The following is a 17,505-nucleotide window of genomic DNA, read 5'->3' as shown; positions in this document are numbered from 1 at the left end:
GAGGCCGGTACAGACACTTGATGTCTCCCTGTCGGAAGACCGTCTTCCCGGCTAAAGCCGGTCCCACTACAACGCGCCAGTATCGGGCCCGCATCAAAACCTGTGAGAGCTGAGCTTGCTCGTGAGGAGGCTGTCGAGTCATCACCGCCTCACGTCATATCCTCCTAGGTCTTCAGGCGTTTCGCTTTAGTTTTGCGACCGAACTCGAAGACATCACCAGACGCTTCTGGCACAAGGGGCACGCTGGGGGAAGCGGGCTTGGTCTGGCCATCGTCGATGCCATTGTCATCAGCAGTCAGGGGGAGTTGTCGTTCGCCAATCTGGTGGATGGGTTTGAGGCGGTCTTGAAACTTCCTCTGGCCGAGACGTCAGCGGACAGTTTTCAATCAGTGCCCACCCTCTAAAGATCTCCGGGCAATTGCCTGAAGCATGCGGCGACGAATCATGCCGCTCACTGGCCGTATCGCGTACCAATAAGGCGTGAAACGTCTGAGCGCCTGACGATCAACACAATGCACCCGCGTGTGTGTCGTCATCCGGGTTAGCCCTGACTCCAGGCGCTGACAAGTAAAGTTGATCGCGAGCTTGACGCTGCCCGGTTCACAAAAGTGTTGAAAGGCTTCTCCATCAGCCAAATAGGCCTGGCCGTAGTCAGCCTGCCAGAACTTTCCTGCCAGTCCGTAGACGACTTCTGTGTCGCCATCGCGATGCAGCAGGGTGAAGTTGTCCATGCCAAAATTCGCCTTGTCGTTTGCTGCCGAGCGCTGGAATAACCGCATGGGCAGCTCGCGTAACTGAATGGCGTAATGAAAGAACCGGTCATCTTCAGGTCGGTATTGAACGGCTTCAGTCATCAGCCGGGCCGGGCAGGCTGCGGTTTCCAGCCAGTGGGTTTCACTGAACTGGTAGTCAGGCAGGTAACGATCAATAAGATGCATCCGTACTCCTTATTGCAGGATTGTTCCGGTCGGCGGGGCGATAGATCAGGCCATTCTTCCAGATGTGCGTCTGGATCATCCTGCCTTGCCGACGTGTTGTGCAATCACGATCTGCTTCAGGGATCTCATGTTGATCCCGATACTCTGAACGCTTCATTCGTGAGTCTAAAGCTACTGCCCTCGCTGCCGATAACACCGGCCATATACGTGCGCCGTCGCTATAACGGCAATGACTGAATTTGCGACCAAAGCGTTGTGCTTGAAGGTCGCGTCATTTAAGGAAGAGTGACTGTGATCATTGGTATCGACCTGGGCACCACCAATAGCCTCGTGGCCGCTTGGGATGGCGAGCAGGCCCGGATACTTCCCAATGCCCTGGGCAACTTCCTGACCCCCAGCGTGGTTGGCCTCGACGACCATGGTCAGCTGGTGGTCGGTGATATCGCTCGTGAGCGTTTGCATACCCATCCCAAGCTGACCGCGTCGCTGTTCAAGCGCTACATGGGCAGTGCCCGTGAAACCAGTCTCGGCGGTCGCGCCTATCGCGCGGAAGAGCTTTCTGCAATGTTGCTGCGCAGCCTCAAGGCTGACGCCGAACGTGCTCTGGGTGAGCCAGTCCACGAAGCGGTCATCAGCGTGCCCGCGTATTTCAGCGATGCTCAGCGCAAGGCCACGCGGATCGCTGGCGAACTGGCGGGGCTGAAGATTGAAAAGCTGGTCAACGAACCCACCGCCGCAGCGTTGGCTTATGGCCTTCAGCAGCGAAATGAAGCGACCTTTCTGGTATTCGACCTTGGCGGGGGCACCTTTGACGTGTCCATCCTTGAGCTGTTCGAAGGCGTCATGGAGGTTCGTGCCAGTGCGGGGGACAACTTCCTCGGCGGCGAAGATTTCGATGATCTGCTCGTGCAGCACTTCATCGCCAAAATCGGCGCCTCTGACCTGCCAGACACAACCCTGCCGGCGATAGCCCAGCGGTTGCGGCGCGAGGCACAGCGTATTCGTCACTCGTTGGGGCAAGCGCAGGTTGCGCATTTTACCCTGCGTGAGCAGACACGCGAGTGGAGCCTTGAGCTGACGCAGAGCGACCTCGCTGAGATTGTCCGTCCATTACTGGATCGTTTACGCGCCCCGATCGAGCGCGCGTTGCGCGATGCCCGAATCAAGGTCGCGGACCTCGACGAAATATTGCTGGTGGGTGGCACAACGCGAATGCCGTTGGTGCGCAAACTGGTCGCGGCACTGTTCGGACGAATCCCGGCGATGCAGCTCAACCCGGACGAGGTGGTCGCGCAGGGCGCGGCGATTCAGGCTGCGCTGGTGGCACGCCATGAATCTCTGGAAGAAGTGGTGCTGACCGATGTATGCCCCTATACGTTGGGGATCGAGACTTCGGTGCAGGTCGGTGCCGGTTATCAAAGCGGTCACTACCTGCCAATCATCGAGCGCAATACCGTGGTGCCGGTCAGCCGTTCCCGCTCGGTGTCCACCCTCAGTGATAATCAGAAAGTGGTCAATCTGTTGATCTACCAGGGCGAAAGCCGCCTGGTGAGCAACAATATTTTCCTTGGCGAGCTGGAAATTCCGGTGCCGCCGCGCAAGGCCGGTGAAGTCAGCCTGGACGTACGTTTTACCTACGACAACAATGGCTTGCTCGAAGCGCAGGTCCATTTGCCAATCAATGGCGAAACCCTGCGTCTGGTGATCGAGAACAACCCTGGCGTATTGGCTCCTGAAGAAATCGCCCGGCGTCTGACGGCTCTTGAGGCGCTGAAAGTGCATCCGCGTGATCAGCAGGTCAATACCCTGCTGCTCGCCCGACTGGATCGCTTGTATCAGGAAAGCCTCGGTGACGGTCGTCTGCACATTGCCGCCCTGGCGAACCATTTCCAGCAAATGCTCGACACACAAGACGAACGCCAGATACGCGAAGCTCGTAGCGATATTACCCAGCGCCTGGTCCATTTCGAGCGAGAGGTTTAAGCCGTCATGAGCCACTGGCAATTGCTCGATCTGACTCCGGATGCAGACGAACGCAGCATCAAGCGCGCCTATGCGCGGCTGCTCAAAACCCATCGGCCAGATGAAGATCCCGAAGCGTTCCAGCGCCTGCGTGAAGCCTATGAAAGCTCCCTGGCTGAAGCTCGCTGGCGTGCGCAGGCCGATGACGAGGTTATCGAAGAGCCTGCGCTGGTAACGATTGAAGACACGGCTGCGCAGTCGACGCTGCAAGCTGACGTCCCTGCGTTAGTAATGACTTTTGAGCGTGTTGAGGTACTCGACGACGTCAGCCCGCCAGACCCTTCTCTGGAGCAGATACAGCAGTGGCTGGACGAGGGTAAAGAGCGGCAGGTCCTGGATGCGCTGCGCATCTGGCTGGCGAGCGACTGGCTATTGCCTTTCGAGCGCCGCCAGCAGTTCGAGCAGCGCGTACTGGATTGGCTTGAGTCCGCCCCTGAATGGTCGCCAGCCTTCTTCGATGCCGTGTGTCAGGCAATGCACTGGGACGAAGCCCAAGGCAGTATCCCTTGCGATTACTGGCGCTGGGACCGACTGATTTACAGATGTGAGTCGCGGGCGATGGAAGAAACCATACGCAGCGAACTGGCCAGATATGACGCCGACAAACTCCATGGGCAGGCCGCTGCCTTGCTGCTCAAACCCATGAGCGATCATCGCCGACGTAGCATGGCCGACTATTTCACCAGCCTCGACTGGCAACGCTTTACTCAGCTTGCGCAGAGCATCGAGTATCAGAACCCTGATATACCTCGCAGGCTGGGGCTGCAACCGCTTGAGAATTGGCGGGACTGGTTGCCACCCTCCAGCTATCGAAGCATTTACATTTTCTTGTGGTTGGCGCTTTCTGCTGTCCTCATAGCTTCGGCGCTGCTTGGGCCAGGTAAGACTGGTCAACTGGGCTCGATCATTTTTCTGCCAGTGTTTGTGCCGGTGGTGATGTGGATCGGCATGAAGGCGTATCACGTGTGGGCCATGGTGGCCGTGGCATTGGGGAAGGTGGATGTAATCATCAGCCGGGAACTCATCCCGCATCGCTGGTACCGACAAGGTGCCGGACTGTTGTTGTTCCGGCATATTGTGCCCTGTCTGGCGCCTGCGGCGCTGGCCTGGGTATGGTCTGCCAGTACTACGGCGTTAATACCGATGGGCCCGATGTTGGTGTTATTAGGCACGCTTTACTTCACCGATGAAGCGCTGAGCGGTGGCCAGGTTTCGCTTGGGGCTCGGGCCTTGGCGGCAATCAAACGCAAAGCTGGACGGCTGCCGTGGCATCTGCTGCAGCGCGAAAGCCTGATCGCCATCTTTGCTGTCTTAGGGACGGCTGGCTTCGTCTATTTCCGCATGAAGAACCTGCTTTAACAGGCCGGCCCGTTCTCAGTGCGTATTCCTGCGCAAAGCCACAACTATCTCAGCCGGGCGTAGTCTGTTCATAGACCTTACTCTCGCCCGGCGGAGCTTTCATGATCATTGTTCATCACCTCAACAACTCGCGCTCCCAGCGCATTCTCTGGCTGCTTGAAGAACTCGGCCTGCCTTATGAGATCAAGCGCTACGAGCGCGACCCAAAAACCAATCTGGCGCCCCCAGAGCTCAAGGCGATCAATGCGCTGGGCAAGTCCCCGGTCATTGAAGATGGCCCGCACGTGGTGATCGAGTCCGGCGCGATTGTCGATTACCTGATTCGTCGCCATGGCGATGGTCGCCTGCAACCGGACCCTGCCACGGCCACCTACGATGAATATGTGCAATGGCTGCACTTTGCCGAAGGCTCGGCCATGCTGCCGCTGATGCTCAACCTGTACGTTGGGCGGCTGGGGGAGGCGGGTGCGCCGTTGCATCCTCGTATCGAATCCGAGCTGGCGAATTATCTGGGCTATCTGAATGAGGCCTTGGTGCTGACGCCGTTTCTGGTGGGCGACGAGCTAACTGGCGCGGATGTCCAGATGAGTTTCATCGGCGAGTTCGCCAAGGCTCAGGGCATGTTGCAGCCTTACCCGAATGTTGCCGCGTGGGTGCAACGCTTTCAGGACAGACCCGCGTATCGCAAGGCGCTGGAGCAGGGTGGGGAGTATGCGTTTGCCAAGTGACCGCCGGACAAATTCGGCGATTGCTTAGCGTAGAGGCTCGCTGGCGCTACGTTGCTTGATCGCGTAGCGTTCAGGGCCGATTGAAGCGAGCCAGGATCAGCTCTCGGAAGGCGTAGTAGAGTCCTGAGCGGTCTCGGCGTCCATTTTCAACCGGTCAGCTTTACTGATGTATTTAGGCTTTTTCGGGGCCAGCTTGGCGTTGGCCTTTTTGGCTTTGGCCTTGAATAGCTGCTGTAGTTTTTTCTGGCGGTTCATGTTTTCTGCTCGGCGAGTCAATGCTGGGTGGTGCGGGTTCGAAATTCTAAACCAGATCCCGGTCGAGCGCTTTGAGTCGATTGCTTTGTCGATGACAGGCATAGTCGGATGCCCCGGATTTTGCGGGCATCCGAATCAGTTTCCTGACTTAGAGCAAGTCTTCAGGCTGCATCGTCAGGATGATCTTGCCCACGTTTTCGGCTGACTCCATCCGGCGATGTGCATCCGCCGCACGTGACAGCGCGAAGGTGCTGTCCACCACCGGCTCCAGGCTGCCAGCGCCTTCAAACCGCTCAAGCCAGTGCTCGCGAAAGCGTTTGATCATGTCGTGCTTCTCCGGTTGGGTGCGGGATTTCATCACCGTGCCGATGATTTGCAGGTGGCGGTAAAGGATGTGCTCCAGCGCTATCGACACTTGGCCGCCGCCGCCAAGAATGCCCACCTGAATAAGCCTGCCGCCGTTGGCGAGCGAAGCAATGTTGCGTGCGAAGTAAGGTTCGCCGACAAAGTCGATGACCACATCCACACCGCGACCACCGGTCTTTTCGGCAATGACTTCGGCGAAATCAGTGGTTTTGTAATCAATGGCAACATCGGCGCCCAGGTGCTCGACACGCGCCAGTTTGCTGCCTTCGGTTGTCGCGTAAACGGTGGCCCCTGTGGCATAGGCCAGTTGGACGGCCGCTGAACCGACGCCTCCCGCCGCCGCGTGAATCAGCACCGAGTCGCCAGACTTGAGTCGAGCCAGATGCATCATCGCTTCATGGGCGGTGACAAATACTTCGGGAATGGCGGCAGCATGCACATAGTCCAGTTGGGCGGGAATGTGCATCGCCATGCGGTAGTCAATGCGCGCTTGCTCGGCATAAGCACCGCCACCCACCACGCCCATTACTCTATCGCCGACTTTGAAGCCCGACACGTCGCTGCCTGTTTGGATGACTTCACCGGCTATCTCAAGCCCGATGATCGGTGAGTCGCCGAAGTCTGGTCGACCATAGCCGCCGGTGCGATGGGTCAGGTCCGCCCGATTGACTCCGGCAGCATAGACGCGCACCAACAGGTCGGTCGGGCGTACTTCGGGACTTGGCGCGTCTTGCAGTTTCAGTACATCGGCATCGCCGAAGGTATCAATGATGATGGCTTTCATGGCTGGGTTGTCCCCGATTCAGTGAAGGTCGCATTGGCAATGGCGGATGCGGTAATGGCCGCAGGAAAACCGGCATAGAACGCCAGGTGAGTGATTGCCGCAGCGATTTCGCTGTGGCTGACTCCATTGCTGACTGCACGCTTGAGGTGGGCAGGCAGTTCTTCAGAGTGACCACCGGCAATCAGGGCAGCCACGGTGACCAGGCTGCGGTCGCGTGGCGACAGTGCCGGATCGCTCCAGATCTGCGGGTACAAGGTCGAGTCAACGAACTGCGACAGTTTTGGGGTGAAGGCTCGGGCGGCTTCGCGCGGGCTACTGAAATTGATGTTCGACATGGGAGACGTCCTCAGATCTGGCTGATGAATTTGTGAGTCAGGTAGTGCTCGATACCCTCAATGCCGCCTTCGGAGCCGTGACCGCTTTCTTTCATGCCACCGAAGGGCAGTTCAGTGGCCACGATCCGGTACTGATTGATGCCGATCATGCCGGCCTCAAGGCCGTCAGCAACATCGATTGCGGTGCGGGCACTTGAAGTGAACGCGTAGGCAGACAGGCCGTAAGGCAGTCGGTTTGCTTCTGCCAGACCGTCTTCCAGTTCATCAAATGGCATTAATATCGCGATGGGTCCGAAGGGTTCTTCGTGCATGACCCGAGCGCTCATGGGCACATCGGCCAGAACAGTAGGCTCGAAGAAATAACCGTCACTCGGCAGACGCTTGCCGCCTGCGAGCAGTCGCGCACCCTGAGCAACGGCGTCGGCCACCAACTCTTTCATCTTGGCCAGTTGCCTTGGGTTGGCGAGCGGGCCGACCTGAGTGTCTGGCTGCAAACCATTGCCGATTTTCAGGGCGCGGGTGGCCGTCACAAAGTGATCAACGAACGTTTGATACACCGCTTTCTGAATCAGAAAGCGTGTGGACGAAATGCACACCTGTCCGGTGCCGCGAAACCGGTTTGCAACGCCTTCCACCGCGGCTTTTTCAACCTCCGCATCTGCAAACACCAATACCGGTCCGTGACCACCCAGCTCAAGGGTGATGGGCTTGACACCTTCTGCGGCGCGAGCAGACAGCAGGCGGCCAATCGGCACCGATCCGGTGAACGTCACTTTACGAATGATCGGTGAGGCAATCAGGTGGCTGGAGACTTGATCAGGGATGCCGAAAACGATTTGCAGCACGCCTTTGGGCAAACCTGCATCGTCCAGCGCACGGGCCAGGGCCAGGGCTGTGGACGGGCTTTCTTCGCCCGGCTTGAGGATCACGCTGCAACCGGCTGCCAGCGCTGCCGAGAGCTTGCGTGCAGGGGTGATCGCCGGGAAGTTCCACGGGGTAAAGGCGGCTACCGGACCAATCGCCTGACGCTTCACCAGTTGCAGAACACCCGGACGGTTGGCAGGTACAACACGACCGTCAATACGGCGTGCGCTTTCAGCGAACCATTCGAAGTACTCCGCTGCGCGCTTTACTTCATCCAGGCTTTCGGTCAGCGGCTTGCCTTCTTCCAGCGTCATCTGGGCAGCGATATGCGGTGCACGTTCAAGGATCAGATCGGCTGCGCGTTTGAGAACTTTCGCACGCTGGTCAGGCACCGTTTTGCGCCAGGTGTCGAAGCTGATTTGGGCGACTTCCAGAGCGTGCTGAAGGTCAGATTGCGTGGCCAGTGGTACGCGTCCGATTTCGTGCCCGGTTGCCGGATTGACGACAGCAGCGGTATCGCGCCCTTGAGCGTCGATCCACTCACCACCGATGAAAAGATAAAGCGGGTCGTAAGAAGTGTTCATGGCGTTGGCCTTCATGGTTGTCAGGATTCGGGTTGAAGCTAGTTGCGTATCTCGACGCTTCAATGGCTTGCCGCAGTGCCGTTACAGGCGGCCTGTGCAACCAAGTCTATGGAGGGCAACGCATTTGATTTAGCCGGCAAGAAGGGAATCATTGTTGTGTCAAAAGGAAATATCAGCTCCGCCAGAGCGGGTTGCACTGCCAATAATCAGCAGCCATCATGCGGCTTCACCGGTGTGTAACAGGCATTAAGGGACGCAACAGATGGACAAGTTTTCTAATATGTCTGTGTACGTGAAGGTCGTTGAGATGGGCAGTTTTACCGCTGTGGCCAACCATCTGGAGTCGACAGTGGGCAATGTGTCCCGAGCGGTCTCTGCCCTGGAAACGATGCTTGATGCCCGCCTGCTGCAACGCTCCACCCGACGTCTTTCGGTGACCGATGCGGGGCGGCGGTTTTACGAGCGATGCAAGACAATCCTCGCGGACCTTGAGAACGCAGAAGCCGAAGCGAGCAATGCACTGCTGGAGCCCAGAGGCATACTGCGAGTGCATTGCGTGCCGGGCCTTGCGCGGCATCTCGTCACGTGTGCGGCGCTGGAGTACCGCAGGAAATTCCCGGACGTCACCGTGGATTTGCTGCTCTCGCAGCGCATGCCCAACCTGCTGGAGGACCAGCTGGATGTCTCTATTCTGATTGCCCGAACGCTGCCGGATTCGGCCTATGTCAGCCAGAAAATCGGAGTCAGTCACTGCGTGCTGGTGGCGTCCCCCGACTATCTGTCACGACACGCAGCGCCACAGGAACCGCAGGACCTGCGCGACCATCAATGCCTGTTGCTGGGCACCGTCGACTACGCGAGAGATGAGTGGCAACTGAAGAGCAAAACCGACAACGCCACCTTCGTCCCCGCGGGGCCGAGCTTCAGCGTGAACGATATGGAGGCCATGGCTGTTGCGGTGCGCGACGGAGCAGGCATCGGCTTGCTGGCTGGCTTCTCGGCCATCGACGATTTGCGTTCGGGGAAACTGGTGCGGGTCCTGCCGGAATACCATACCCACGAACGCAACGTTTACGCGGTCTATACCTCGCGGCAATTCGTCGATGCGAAGATCAGCCGCTTTATCGATACGCTGAAGGAGCGGGTGGGTGAGCAACTGGCGGCTACTGCTCTAGAGCTGGTTGGTCAATGACACCAATCCTGGCGAACCTGGTCGCTAGACGTCATGTCTGCGCACACAGATATGACGCCTCGCCTGTAGGACCGAATTTATTCGGGAGGAGGCCGGTACCTCCGCCACAGTGTATCGTCAGGAATGCCGACTTCCCGGATAAATGCAACGCCACCCCGGCCTCCTACGGTTCCGGTGTGTGTTATACGGCAGTGTGGTGAAGAGGGGACGCTACTGTTTGAGGAAAGCTGCCAGACTCTCATGCCCGCCTATGATCAGCTCGCGAATCAACCCTTCAAAATGAGCGGCAGTTTCAGGCTCTCGAACGTCAAACGTCGCTTTCCATTTCACGACACATTGCTGTGTGCCGATGACCTCATTCACGTTGACCTCAGCCTGATAATTATCCAGCGGCAGAGGCGACTCTTCGAATGCGTAGGCGAGGGCCATCTGGCGGTCATTGAGGGTTAAAAGACGTTCACGCAAAACGGCGCCATCGGCGAGGTCGAGCCTACGAATCGCACCCTCGAAGCTGTCTGGTTTATCGCCTTCAATCTTGCTTTGAGCAATTGCTGGATGCCATTTGGCGATGTCACCAAATTGCTTGAGCACCTGCCAGGCGGCGTCTGCATTTGTCTCTAGTACTGCGCTGTATTCCACGGATGCCATGCATCAATTCTCCTGGCGTTATGGATTGTTCAGAAGTTTCTCGCAGCCACATCGACCGGGGTCGTGCCCTGAGTGAGCTCGATGATGACTCGTGATGCCTGAGGGTTTTCGATCAGCTCAGCCAGAAAGGCGGCAACGTCGTCGCGGGAAATCTCGCCATACGGAATGGCCAGGCCTGCCCGAACGTTACCGGTGCCGGGGCGGTCGACGAGGGTGCCAGGCCTGAGGATGACCCAATCCAGTTCAGAAGATGCCAGGACGACATCGGCCTGCTTCTTGACCTTCATGTAGTTCTCGAATCCTTCAGAGGTTTCTCCACCTCGTAGCGCTTCCGGGAAAGCCGATACCAGCAAGAAGCGGCGTACGCCTGCTGTTTGTGCTGCATTGACCGCTGTTTCAAGTGCTTTGCCATCAATGGCATTGGTCAGTTCCATGCCCGCGCCGCCAGCTCCTGCGGTGAACACTACGGTGTCGCTGCCTGCCATTGCATCGCTTAGCTGCGCAGCGTTCAGTTCGATGAGGTTACCCAGCAGAGGCTTAGCGCCTTGCGCTTTGAGTGGCTCTGCCTGCTCTGGTTTGCGATGAAGTGCTACTACCTCATGACCGGCAGCACTGAGCCTGGGGATCAGCTGGTGTGCGACCTTACCGGCAGCGCCGATGACGAACACATTAGACATGGGATGCTCCTGATGGCGGACGTGCCGGTGCATGGTGTACCGGCACATCGCAGTATGTTTTTAACCTTCGAACTGGTGGTAGACCTTGGCGATCACCTTCCAGTTGCCGTCGATTTTGAGCAGCGTCAGGTAGTCGTTGTAATCAGCACCGATGGCATCTTTTTCCATGTCGACGCGCACCACCGCGGTGGTTGGAGTAATGGCGAGGACATCCAGACGCGTGGTGATGTCCGGGGCGGTGCCGTTACTTTCCACGAATTTATAGAGGTTGCTGATCGGCCCACCCAATAGTTGGCCATTGGTGAAGCCATACATGACCGCGTCCTTGTGGAAGGCTTCTTCGATGGTGGCGACGCTGCCAGTGCGCAGGCCTTCGACATATTTGCCCGCTGTTTCAATCACGGCGTTGTAGTCGCTGGTCGGTACTGCTTTGATGTTTTTGCTCATGAACAGGTCTTCCTTTTGTTGGTTGAATTGATCACCCGATGAAACGAGAGGCGACCGGACTGATCACCAGTCCTGACGGGTTGGGGAAATGATGAGGTCGTTGACGGTGACATTCGCCGGCTGGTTGAGCGCGTAGAGCACTGCGCGGCTGATGTCTTCAGGCGCGATGGCTATTTCATTGAGGGCTTTGGCGGCTTTACGGCCCGCTGGGTCCGTGACTTTGTCGGCCCAGCCGGTATTGATCACGCCTGGGCTTACGGTGTTGACGCGAATGCCGTGCTGTACGCCCAACTCTTTGCGCATCGACTCCGTCATGGCCTGCACGAAAAACTTGGTCGCGCTGTACACGCCCGCTGACGGGCCAACCTGATGGCCTGCAACGGAGTCCATGTTCAGAATCTGGCCCGACTGTTGCTCGACCATGAACGGCAGCACCGCTGCTATTGAGTTCAGGTAGCCCTTGATGTTGACGTCGATCATCGCGTTCCAGTCCTGAACGGCCACGTCGACCCAGTTGGAGAACAGCATCAAGCCAGCGTTGTTGATCAGAATGTCCACGGAGCCGTAGGTGTCGATTGCACATTGAGCAAGGGCGCGAGTGTCCTCAAGACGGGTCACGTCGGTGACGCAACTTGTCGCCTCGTAACCGGCAGCGCGCAGGTCATTGACCAACGCTGACAGGCCTTTCTCATCAAGGGCTGCGGCGACGACTTTCACACCTTCTGCAGCGAGGGCTCTGGCGGTCGCGGCACCGATGCCGGAGGAGGCGCCGGTGACAATGGCTGTTTTGTTGCTCAGGTAATTCATATCTCACCTTTTTTGAGTTGCAGTGATCCTGCGACGTCATCGTTGAGGGTGGCGAAGGGTGGGGTAGCGAATAAGTCGTGCTCTACGAATCAGTAGTGACCGAGAGGCCAGTCGGTGTAGCCCTTGGCGCCACCGCCGTAGTACGACTCGCGGGGCGCGATGGTCAGTTCGGCGCCGTAACGCAGGCGCTTGACCAGATCCGGGTTTGAGATAAACAGGCGTCCGAACGACACTGCGTCGATCTTGCCTTGCGCCCGGCGCTCGATTGCCATGTCCAGGTCGTAGTTGTTGTTGCCGATGAAGGTGCCGTTGAACTGCGCGCTCAGCGCGTCCATATCGACGCCTTCAGGAACTTCACGTGACGTGGCCGTGGCGCCTTCGACGAAATGCAGATACGCCAGATTGAATGCGTTGAGTTGCTGGATCAGGTAACCATGCAGGCCCATGACATTGCTGTCCGGCGGGGTGTTGCCCGCATCTGGCGTGACCGGCGAAAGACGAATGCCGACGCGATCATTGCCCCAGATATCGACGATGGCCTGGGTGACTTCCAGCGTCAGGCGGGCGCGGTTTTCAATCGAGCCTCCGTACTGATCGGTACGTTGATTAGTAGAGTCGCGCAGAAACTGGTCCAGCAAATAGCTGTTGGCTGAGTGGACTTCGACGCCATCAAAACCGGCACGTTTGGCGTTTTCGGCAGCCCGTTTGTACTGCTCGATGACGCCGGGGATTTCGTCGGTCTCCAGTGCGCGGGGTGTCGACACCGGAACGAACCCATCGACGGTATACGTGTTGCCTTCCGCTTTGATCGCGGAGGGCGCGACCGGTGCCTGACCGTCGGGTTGCAGGTCGACGCTGGAGAACCGACCGACATGCCACAACTGGCTGACGATCTTGCCGCCCGCTGCGTGTACTGCGTCTGTCACTTTGCGCCAGCCGGCGACTTGTGCGTCGTTCCAGATGCCGGGTGTTGCGGCATAGCCTCGGCCCTGGGCGGAAATGTTAGTGGCCTCGGCGACGATCAGGCCTGCGCTGGCGCGTTGTGCGTAATAAGTGGCGTGTAGATCGCCGGGAACGCCGTCTTCGCCATACCGGCTACGCGTGACGGGTGCCATGACGATACGGTTGGCCAGCTCGATGGAGCCCATACGAAGTGGCGAGAAAAGATCGGTGGTCGTGCTGATGTCGTTCATTGATTGATTTACCTGCAAAGTTGATGGTCATAACTGACCGGTCGTCTACTAAGATGCGCTAAAAAAAAGCGCACTACCTCAGTAGGCGCTTGCTCATGTTCAGAGCGGTGTCGAAGGAGTCTGTAGACTTGTTTACTTTCACTAACAGCGAAGCCCCGAGCCAGAGCTGGTAAAGGCCCTCGGCAAACGCGCGGCTGTCTTCTCCGGGGTGCAGGCTGTCATCGGCAATACCCAGATCAACGCACGTGGTGATGCGCTGAATGATCTTTGCCGTACCGCGCTCAAGGACCTTGCGCATGCCGTCAGAAAGGTCGCACACCTCAGGACCAAGCTTGACGACCAGGCACTTACCGTCGGGGAGGTCGGTGCCCTGTGTGTCCTTCCAGTAATTGAAGTAGGCCCACAGTCGTTCTGCGCCATTGCCTGGCTGCGCCATCAGTGTGTCGACACGGCCCAGATATTCGGAGAAGTACTCTTCAAGCAGCGCTTCGCCGAATTCTTCCTTGGATTTGAAATAGTAGTAAAACGAGCCTTTGGGCACGCCCGCAGCGCTCACCACCTCGGCGAGACCGACAGCGGTGTAGCCCTTGTTCGTCATGAGCGAGCGAGCCACATCAAGGATGTGCTGACGCATGTCGTGGTTAGGTTTCTTCATAATGACGGCGATGCTAAAACAAAACTGACCAGTCGTCTACAAGGTTTTATGACCTCTCGCTGAACGGTAAAACGCCCCGATTACATTGGCTGCATCCGGGGCGTGGCGAAAAAGCGGAGAAAAGTCGGGGCACACTCAGTCCAGCTAATGCGCCCCGACGGTGCGTCAAGCCTGAATGTAGACAACATGCGTATGGGTGTACTCATACAAGCCATGCTTGCCGTCCGCGCCGCCCACACCGGATTTTCTGACACCCGCGTGGAAGCCCTGCATGGCTTCGAAGTTCTCACGGTTGATGTACGTCTCGCCAAAGTCGATTTCGCGGATGGCGTACATGGCCTTGCTCAGATCCTTGGTGTAAAGCGACGACGTCAGCCCGTATTCACAGTCGTTGGCGAGGGCAATGGCTTCATCCAGGTCATCGACGATCTGGATAGGCAGCACCGGGCCAAATATTTCCTTGCGCATGATTTCCATGTCCGCGCTGCAACCCGTCAGCACGGTCGGCTGGAAGTGGAAGCCCTGGCCGAGGTCGGCGATGTTGCCGCCGGTGATCAGGCTGGCGCCCTGTGCCTGGGCTTTTTTGACTTTGGCTGCGACGCTTTCCAGGCCTTGCCGATTGATCAGCGGGCCCATCTCTACCGAGCTGTCAGCCAGTGGATCGCCATAGCGGGTCGCGGCCATGGCAGCGCTGATCCTGTCGATGAACTCGTCGGCGACGCCCCGTTCGACGTACACCCGCTCAGCGCAATTGCACACTTGGCCGGTGTTGATGATCCGCGAATCGCGAATGGCTTTGACGGCAAGGTCCAGGTCCGCATCGGCGAGCACAATGGCGGGCGCTTTGCCGCCCAGTTCAAGGTTGAGTTTGGTGATGTTGGGCGCTGCGGCGCTCATGATTCGCGCACCGGTTTCAACACTGCCGGTGAAGCTGATCATGTTCACTTGCTGATGTGAGGTCAGCGCTGCACCGACCCGGCCATCGCCGCAGACCACGTTGAACACGCCCGCAGGAAGGTCGGTTTCAGCGACCAGTCGGGCAAACTCGAAGCAGTTGTTGGGTGTCTCTTCGCTGGGCTTGATGACTATGGTGTTACCCGTAACCAGCGCCGGAGCCATCTTGCGGGCGATCAGGAAGAACGGGAAGTTCCACGGCAGGATCCCTGCCACTACTCCCAGCGGTTTGCGAAACATGAAGATGTTCTCGCCGGGACGATCACTGGTGATGATTTCACCTTCAATGCGCCGTGCCCACTCGGCCATATAGTCGAGGTAGTCCGCAGTAAAGTTGACCTCTACTTCGGCCAGCGCGTAGATCTTACCTTGTTCCAGAGTAATGGTACGGGCCAGGTGGGCAACGTTTTCGCGCAGCTTGCTGGCGATCTTGCGCAGATAACCTGCACGCTCGTTGGCCGGGCGCTTTGCCCAGGCCGACTGAGCCGAGCGGGCCGCAGCCAGCGCACGATCCACTTGATCGGCATCCGAGGCGGGGACTCTGGCAAGTACTGCGCCAGTCGCCGGGTTGAGCACGTCAAAGTGTTCGGCGCTGGGGACAAATTCGCCGTTGATGTAGTTTTCGTAAACCGGTACTGAAGACATGGTCGGGTTCCTTCCAGTCAATAGGTGCGTGAGGCCGGGCGTTGTTCGGTGGTGTCACGATAAAGCGCGAGGTTGTTGAGTGCCGCCTGGCGCATCAGGCTGATGTCGATGGCCACGGCGATGAACTGACAGCCCCAGCTTTGATAGCGACGAGCGTCCTCTTCAGCCGGAGCCAGAATCCCGCTGACCTTGCCCGCCGCGAGGGTGGCATCAATCGCATGGCGGATTTTTTCCTGTACTTCAGGATGTGACGGGTTGCCGATATGGCCCAGCCCCGTGGACAAGTCCGCCGGGCCGATGAAAATCGCGTCGACGCCTTCCACCGCAGCGATTTCCGCGACGTTATCCACGCCTGCGCGGGACTCGACCTGCACAATCAGGCAAAGCGCTTCATGGGCCGTGTTGATGTAGTCCGGCACGCCATCCCAGCGGGTGGCGCGGGTCAAACCGCCGCCGACGCCGCGAATGCCGTGTGGCGGATAGCGGGTGGCTTGCACCAGCGCGCGAGCCTGCGCGGCGGTCTCGACCATCGGGATCATCAACGTCTGAGTGCCGATGTCCAGCAACTGCTTGATCAGCACCGGATCGTGACTGACCGCGCGCACGATCGGCGCTGTGGAGTAGGGCGCTACTGCCTGTAATTGGGCGAGGATCGAAGGCACTGTATTGGGCGCGTGTTCGCCATCAATCAGCATCCAGTCGTAGCCGAAGCTGGCGGTGATTTCCGCGCCATAGCCTGTGGCAAATCCTGCCCAGATACCGTATTGCGGCTCGCCTTTGGCCAAGGCGGCCTTGAAGCCGTTGCGTGGCATTTTCATAGGGACTCCTGTCGAGTCGGACCCGACATCCAGGGTTGGCTGACTCAGTGCTGGTAAGGACGATGCAGTTGGCACTCAGGGTTCAACGTCACGCCAAAACCTGGTTGATCGAGCTTCGAAAGACGCATGCGGCCGTTCTCCGGCACCGGTTCGCCGAGCAGTTGAGGGTGGAACATCGGCACGACTTCATCGGCCTTGGGCGCCATCATCAGGAACTCAGCAAACGGACTGTTGGTGCGCGTGGCCACAAAGTGATAGCTGTAAACGGAGGAACCGTGAGGCACGACCATTGCGCTGTGAGCGTCGGCCAGCGCCGAGATCTTGATCAGTTCGGTGATACCGCCACACCAGCCGACATCCGGCTGGATGATGTCGCAGCAGCCCATTTCCAGCAGCATCCGGAAACCCCAGCGTGTTGCTTCATGCTCGCCAGTGGTGACCAGCATGCCGGTGGGCACGGCTTTTTTAAGCGCGGCGTAACCCCAGTAATCGTCAGGTGACAGCGCTTCTTCGATCCACTTCAAACCAAACTCGTGGGCACCTTGGGCCAGGCGGGTGGCGTAGTTGAGGTCAAGGCTCATCCAGCAGTCGAGCATCAGCCAGAAGTCCTTGCCGACGCGCTCGCGCATCACCGCCAACTCTTCGAGGTTCTTGCGCAGGCCTTCTTCGCCTTCTGCCGGGCCATGGTGCAGCGGCAGCTTGCCGCCGATAAAACCCATTTTCTGCGCCAGGTCCGGACGAGCACCGGTGGCATAAAATTGCAGTTCGTCACGTACCGCGCCGCCGAGCAACTGGTGCACCGGCTCCTTGCGTACCTTGCCGAGCAGATCCCAGAGCGCCAGGTCGATACCGGAGATCGTGTTGATCACCAGCCCTTTACGGCCGTAGTACTGCGATGAGAAATACATCTGATCCCAGATGCGCTCAATGTCGGTGACCTTCGCGCCTTCGACAAAGCGCGCCAGGTGTTTCTCGACGATATAGGCCGCCGGTTCGCCGCCCGTGGTGACGGCAAAGCCGATATTGCCTTCCGAGTCCTCGACCTCAACAACCAGCGTGCCGAGCACGTTGATACCAAAACTGCGACGGCTCTGGCGGTACTCCGGGTATTTGCTCATGGGTGTGGCGATGTGGTCGTCGATCCAGTGGCCGTCGCCCTGATCGTGATAGTCGGCGCCACCTCCGCGCAGGACAAAGGCGCGAACATGTTTGATGGTTGGAATGGCCATGATGT

At 58.4% G+C, this 17,505-nt stretch carries 18 protein-coding genes; 4 read left to right on the top strand and 14 right to left on the bottom strand.

Annotated features, from left to right (window positions below; genetic code table 11):
• Positions 1 to 386: 386 nt before the first annotated feature.
• Positions 387 to 938 carry a hypothetical protein gene (locus AUC61_RS10825; RefSeq protein ID WP_243245979.1) on the bottom strand — a complete coding sequence of 184 codons (552 nt, stop codon included), beginning with the start codon at positions 936 to 938 and terminating at the stop codon, positions 387 to 389.
• A 291-nt stretch (positions 939 to 1,229) separates the two neighbouring features.
• Between AUC61_RS10825 and AUC61_RS10820 the strand changes: the two genes are divergently transcribed.
• From AUC61_RS10820 to AUC61_RS10810, 3 genes are all read left to right on the top strand, one after another.
• Positions 1,230 to 2,921 (top strand): Hsp70 family protein, encoded by a 1,692-nt coding sequence (locus AUC61_RS10820; RefSeq protein ID WP_243245977.1) that lies wholly within the window; start codon positions 1,230 to 1,232, stop codon positions 2,919 to 2,921.
• Between the two features lie 6 nt (positions 2,922 to 2,927).
• Positions 2,928 to 4,319: a J domain-containing protein gene (locus AUC61_RS10815; RefSeq protein WP_243245975.1), complete on the top strand. Its 1,392-nt coding sequence runs from the start codon at positions 2,928 to 2,930 to the stop codon at positions 4,317 to 4,319.
• 101 nt (positions 4,320 to 4,420) lie between these two features.
• The gene (locus tag AUC61_RS10810; RefSeq protein WP_243245973.1) at positions 4,421 to 5,047 is read left to right on the top strand and encodes a glutathione S-transferase family protein; all 627 of its coding nucleotides are present in this window, start codon (positions 4,421 to 4,423) and stop codon (positions 5,045 to 5,047) included.
• Positions 5,048 to 5,143: 96 nt separating this feature from the next.
• Here the strand turns inward: AUC61_RS10810 and AUC61_RS10805 are convergent, their stop codons facing one another.
• The 4 genes from AUC61_RS10805 to AUC61_RS10790 all read right to left on the bottom strand — a co-directional run bounded on the left by AUC61_RS10805 (position 5,144) and on the right by AUC61_RS10790 (position 8,235).
• Complete coding sequence (locus tag AUC61_RS10805; RefSeq protein ID WP_243245972.1) at positions 5,144 to 5,302, bottom strand: DUF2986 domain-containing protein; 159 nt, start codon at positions 5,300 to 5,302, stop codon at positions 5,144 to 5,146.
• Between the two features lie 148 nt (positions 5,303 to 5,450).
• Positions 5,451 to 6,452, bottom strand: coding sequence for an NAD(P)H-quinone oxidoreductase (locus AUC61_RS10800; protein ID WP_243245971.1), 1,002 nt, complete (start codon positions 6,450 to 6,452; stop codon positions 5,451 to 5,453).
• On the bottom strand, positions 6,449 to 6,787 hold the full coding sequence (locus tag AUC61_RS10795) for a carboxymuconolactone decarboxylase family protein (RefSeq protein ID WP_243245969.1): 339 nt from the start codon (positions 6,785 to 6,787) through the stop codon (positions 6,449 to 6,451). Before AUC61_RS10795 ends, AUC61_RS10800 begins: the two co-directional genes overlap by 4 nt.
• 11 nt (positions 6,788 to 6,798) lie before the next feature.
• A complete protein-coding gene (locus AUC61_RS10790) occupies positions 6,799 to 8,235 on the bottom strand; it encodes an NAD-dependent succinate-semialdehyde dehydrogenase (protein WP_243245967.1) in 1,437 nt (478 codons plus the stop codon).
• A gap of 262 nt (positions 8,236 to 8,497) precedes the next feature.
• Here AUC61_RS10790 and AUC61_RS10785 point away from each other — a divergent pair, with 262 nt between their 5' ends.
• The gene (locus tag AUC61_RS10785) at positions 8,498 to 9,427 is read left to right on the top strand and encodes a LysR family transcriptional regulator (RefSeq protein ID WP_243245966.1); all 930 of its coding nucleotides are present in this window, start codon (positions 8,498 to 8,500) and stop codon (positions 9,425 to 9,427) included.
• Positions 9,428 to 9,637: 210 nt separating this feature from the next.
• Here AUC61_RS10785 and AUC61_RS10780 read toward each other — a convergent pair whose 3' ends face one another.
• From AUC61_RS10780 to rhmD, 9 genes are all read right to left on the bottom strand, one after another.
• Positions 9,638 to 10,075, bottom strand: coding sequence for an SRPBCC family protein (locus tag AUC61_RS10780; protein ID WP_243245965.1), 438 nt, complete (start codon positions 10,073 to 10,075; stop codon positions 9,638 to 9,640).
• 29 nt (positions 10,076 to 10,104) lie between these two features.
• Positions 10,105 to 10,752, bottom strand: a complete 648-nt coding sequence (locus tag AUC61_RS10775; protein WP_243245963.1) for an SDR family oxidoreductase — start codon at positions 10,750 to 10,752, stop codon at positions 10,105 to 10,107.
• 60 nt (positions 10,753 to 10,812) lie between these two features.
• Positions 10,813 to 11,199 carry a nuclear transport factor 2 family protein gene (locus tag AUC61_RS10770; protein ID WP_243245961.1) on the bottom strand — a complete coding sequence of 129 codons (387 nt, stop codon included), beginning with the start codon at positions 11,197 to 11,199 and terminating at the stop codon, positions 10,813 to 10,815.
• Positions 11,200 to 11,262: 63 nt separating this feature from the next.
• Complete coding sequence (locus AUC61_RS10765; protein ID WP_243245959.1) at positions 11,263 to 12,006, bottom strand: SDR family oxidoreductase; 744 nt, start codon at positions 12,004 to 12,006, stop codon at positions 11,263 to 11,265.
• Positions 12,007 to 12,095: 89 nt separating this feature from the next.
• Positions 12,096 to 13,199 carry an alkene reductase gene (locus AUC61_RS10760; RefSeq protein WP_243245957.1) on the bottom strand — a complete coding sequence of 368 codons (1,104 nt, stop codon included), beginning with the start codon at positions 13,197 to 13,199 and terminating at the stop codon, positions 12,096 to 12,098.
• 73 nt (positions 13,200 to 13,272) lie between these two features.
• A complete protein-coding gene (locus AUC61_RS10755; protein WP_243245956.1) occupies positions 13,273 to 13,854 on the bottom strand; it encodes a TetR/AcrR family transcriptional regulator in 582 nt (193 codons plus the stop codon).
• Between the two features lie 165 nt (positions 13,855 to 14,019).
• Complete coding sequence (gene aldA / locus AUC61_RS10750; RefSeq protein ID WP_243245954.1) at positions 14,020 to 15,453, bottom strand: aldehyde dehydrogenase; 1,434 nt, start codon at positions 15,451 to 15,453, stop codon at positions 14,020 to 14,022.
• 17 nt (positions 15,454 to 15,470) lie between these two features.
• Positions 15,471 to 16,271, bottom strand: a complete 801-nt coding sequence (locus AUC61_RS10745; RefSeq protein ID WP_243245952.1) for an HpcH/HpaI aldolase family protein — start codon at positions 16,269 to 16,271, stop codon at positions 15,471 to 15,473.
• Positions 16,272 to 16,315: 44 nt separating this feature from the next.
• Positions 16,316 to 17,500 (bottom strand): L-rhamnonate dehydratase, encoded by a 1,185-nt coding sequence (gene rhmD / locus AUC61_RS10740; RefSeq protein ID WP_122664796.1) that lies wholly within the window; start codon positions 17,498 to 17,500, stop codon positions 16,316 to 16,318.
• Positions 17,501 to 17,505: the final 5 nt, after the last annotated feature.

Source organism: Pseudomonas maioricensis (assembly GCF_022790535.1).
Classification (GTDB): Bacteria; Pseudomonadota; Gammaproteobacteria; order Pseudomonadales; family Pseudomonadaceae; genus Aquipseudomonas; species Aquipseudomonas maioricensis.
The sequence above is the reverse complement of the archived record's forward strand: the minus strand, read 5'-3'. Positions and strand labels throughout refer to the sequence as shown.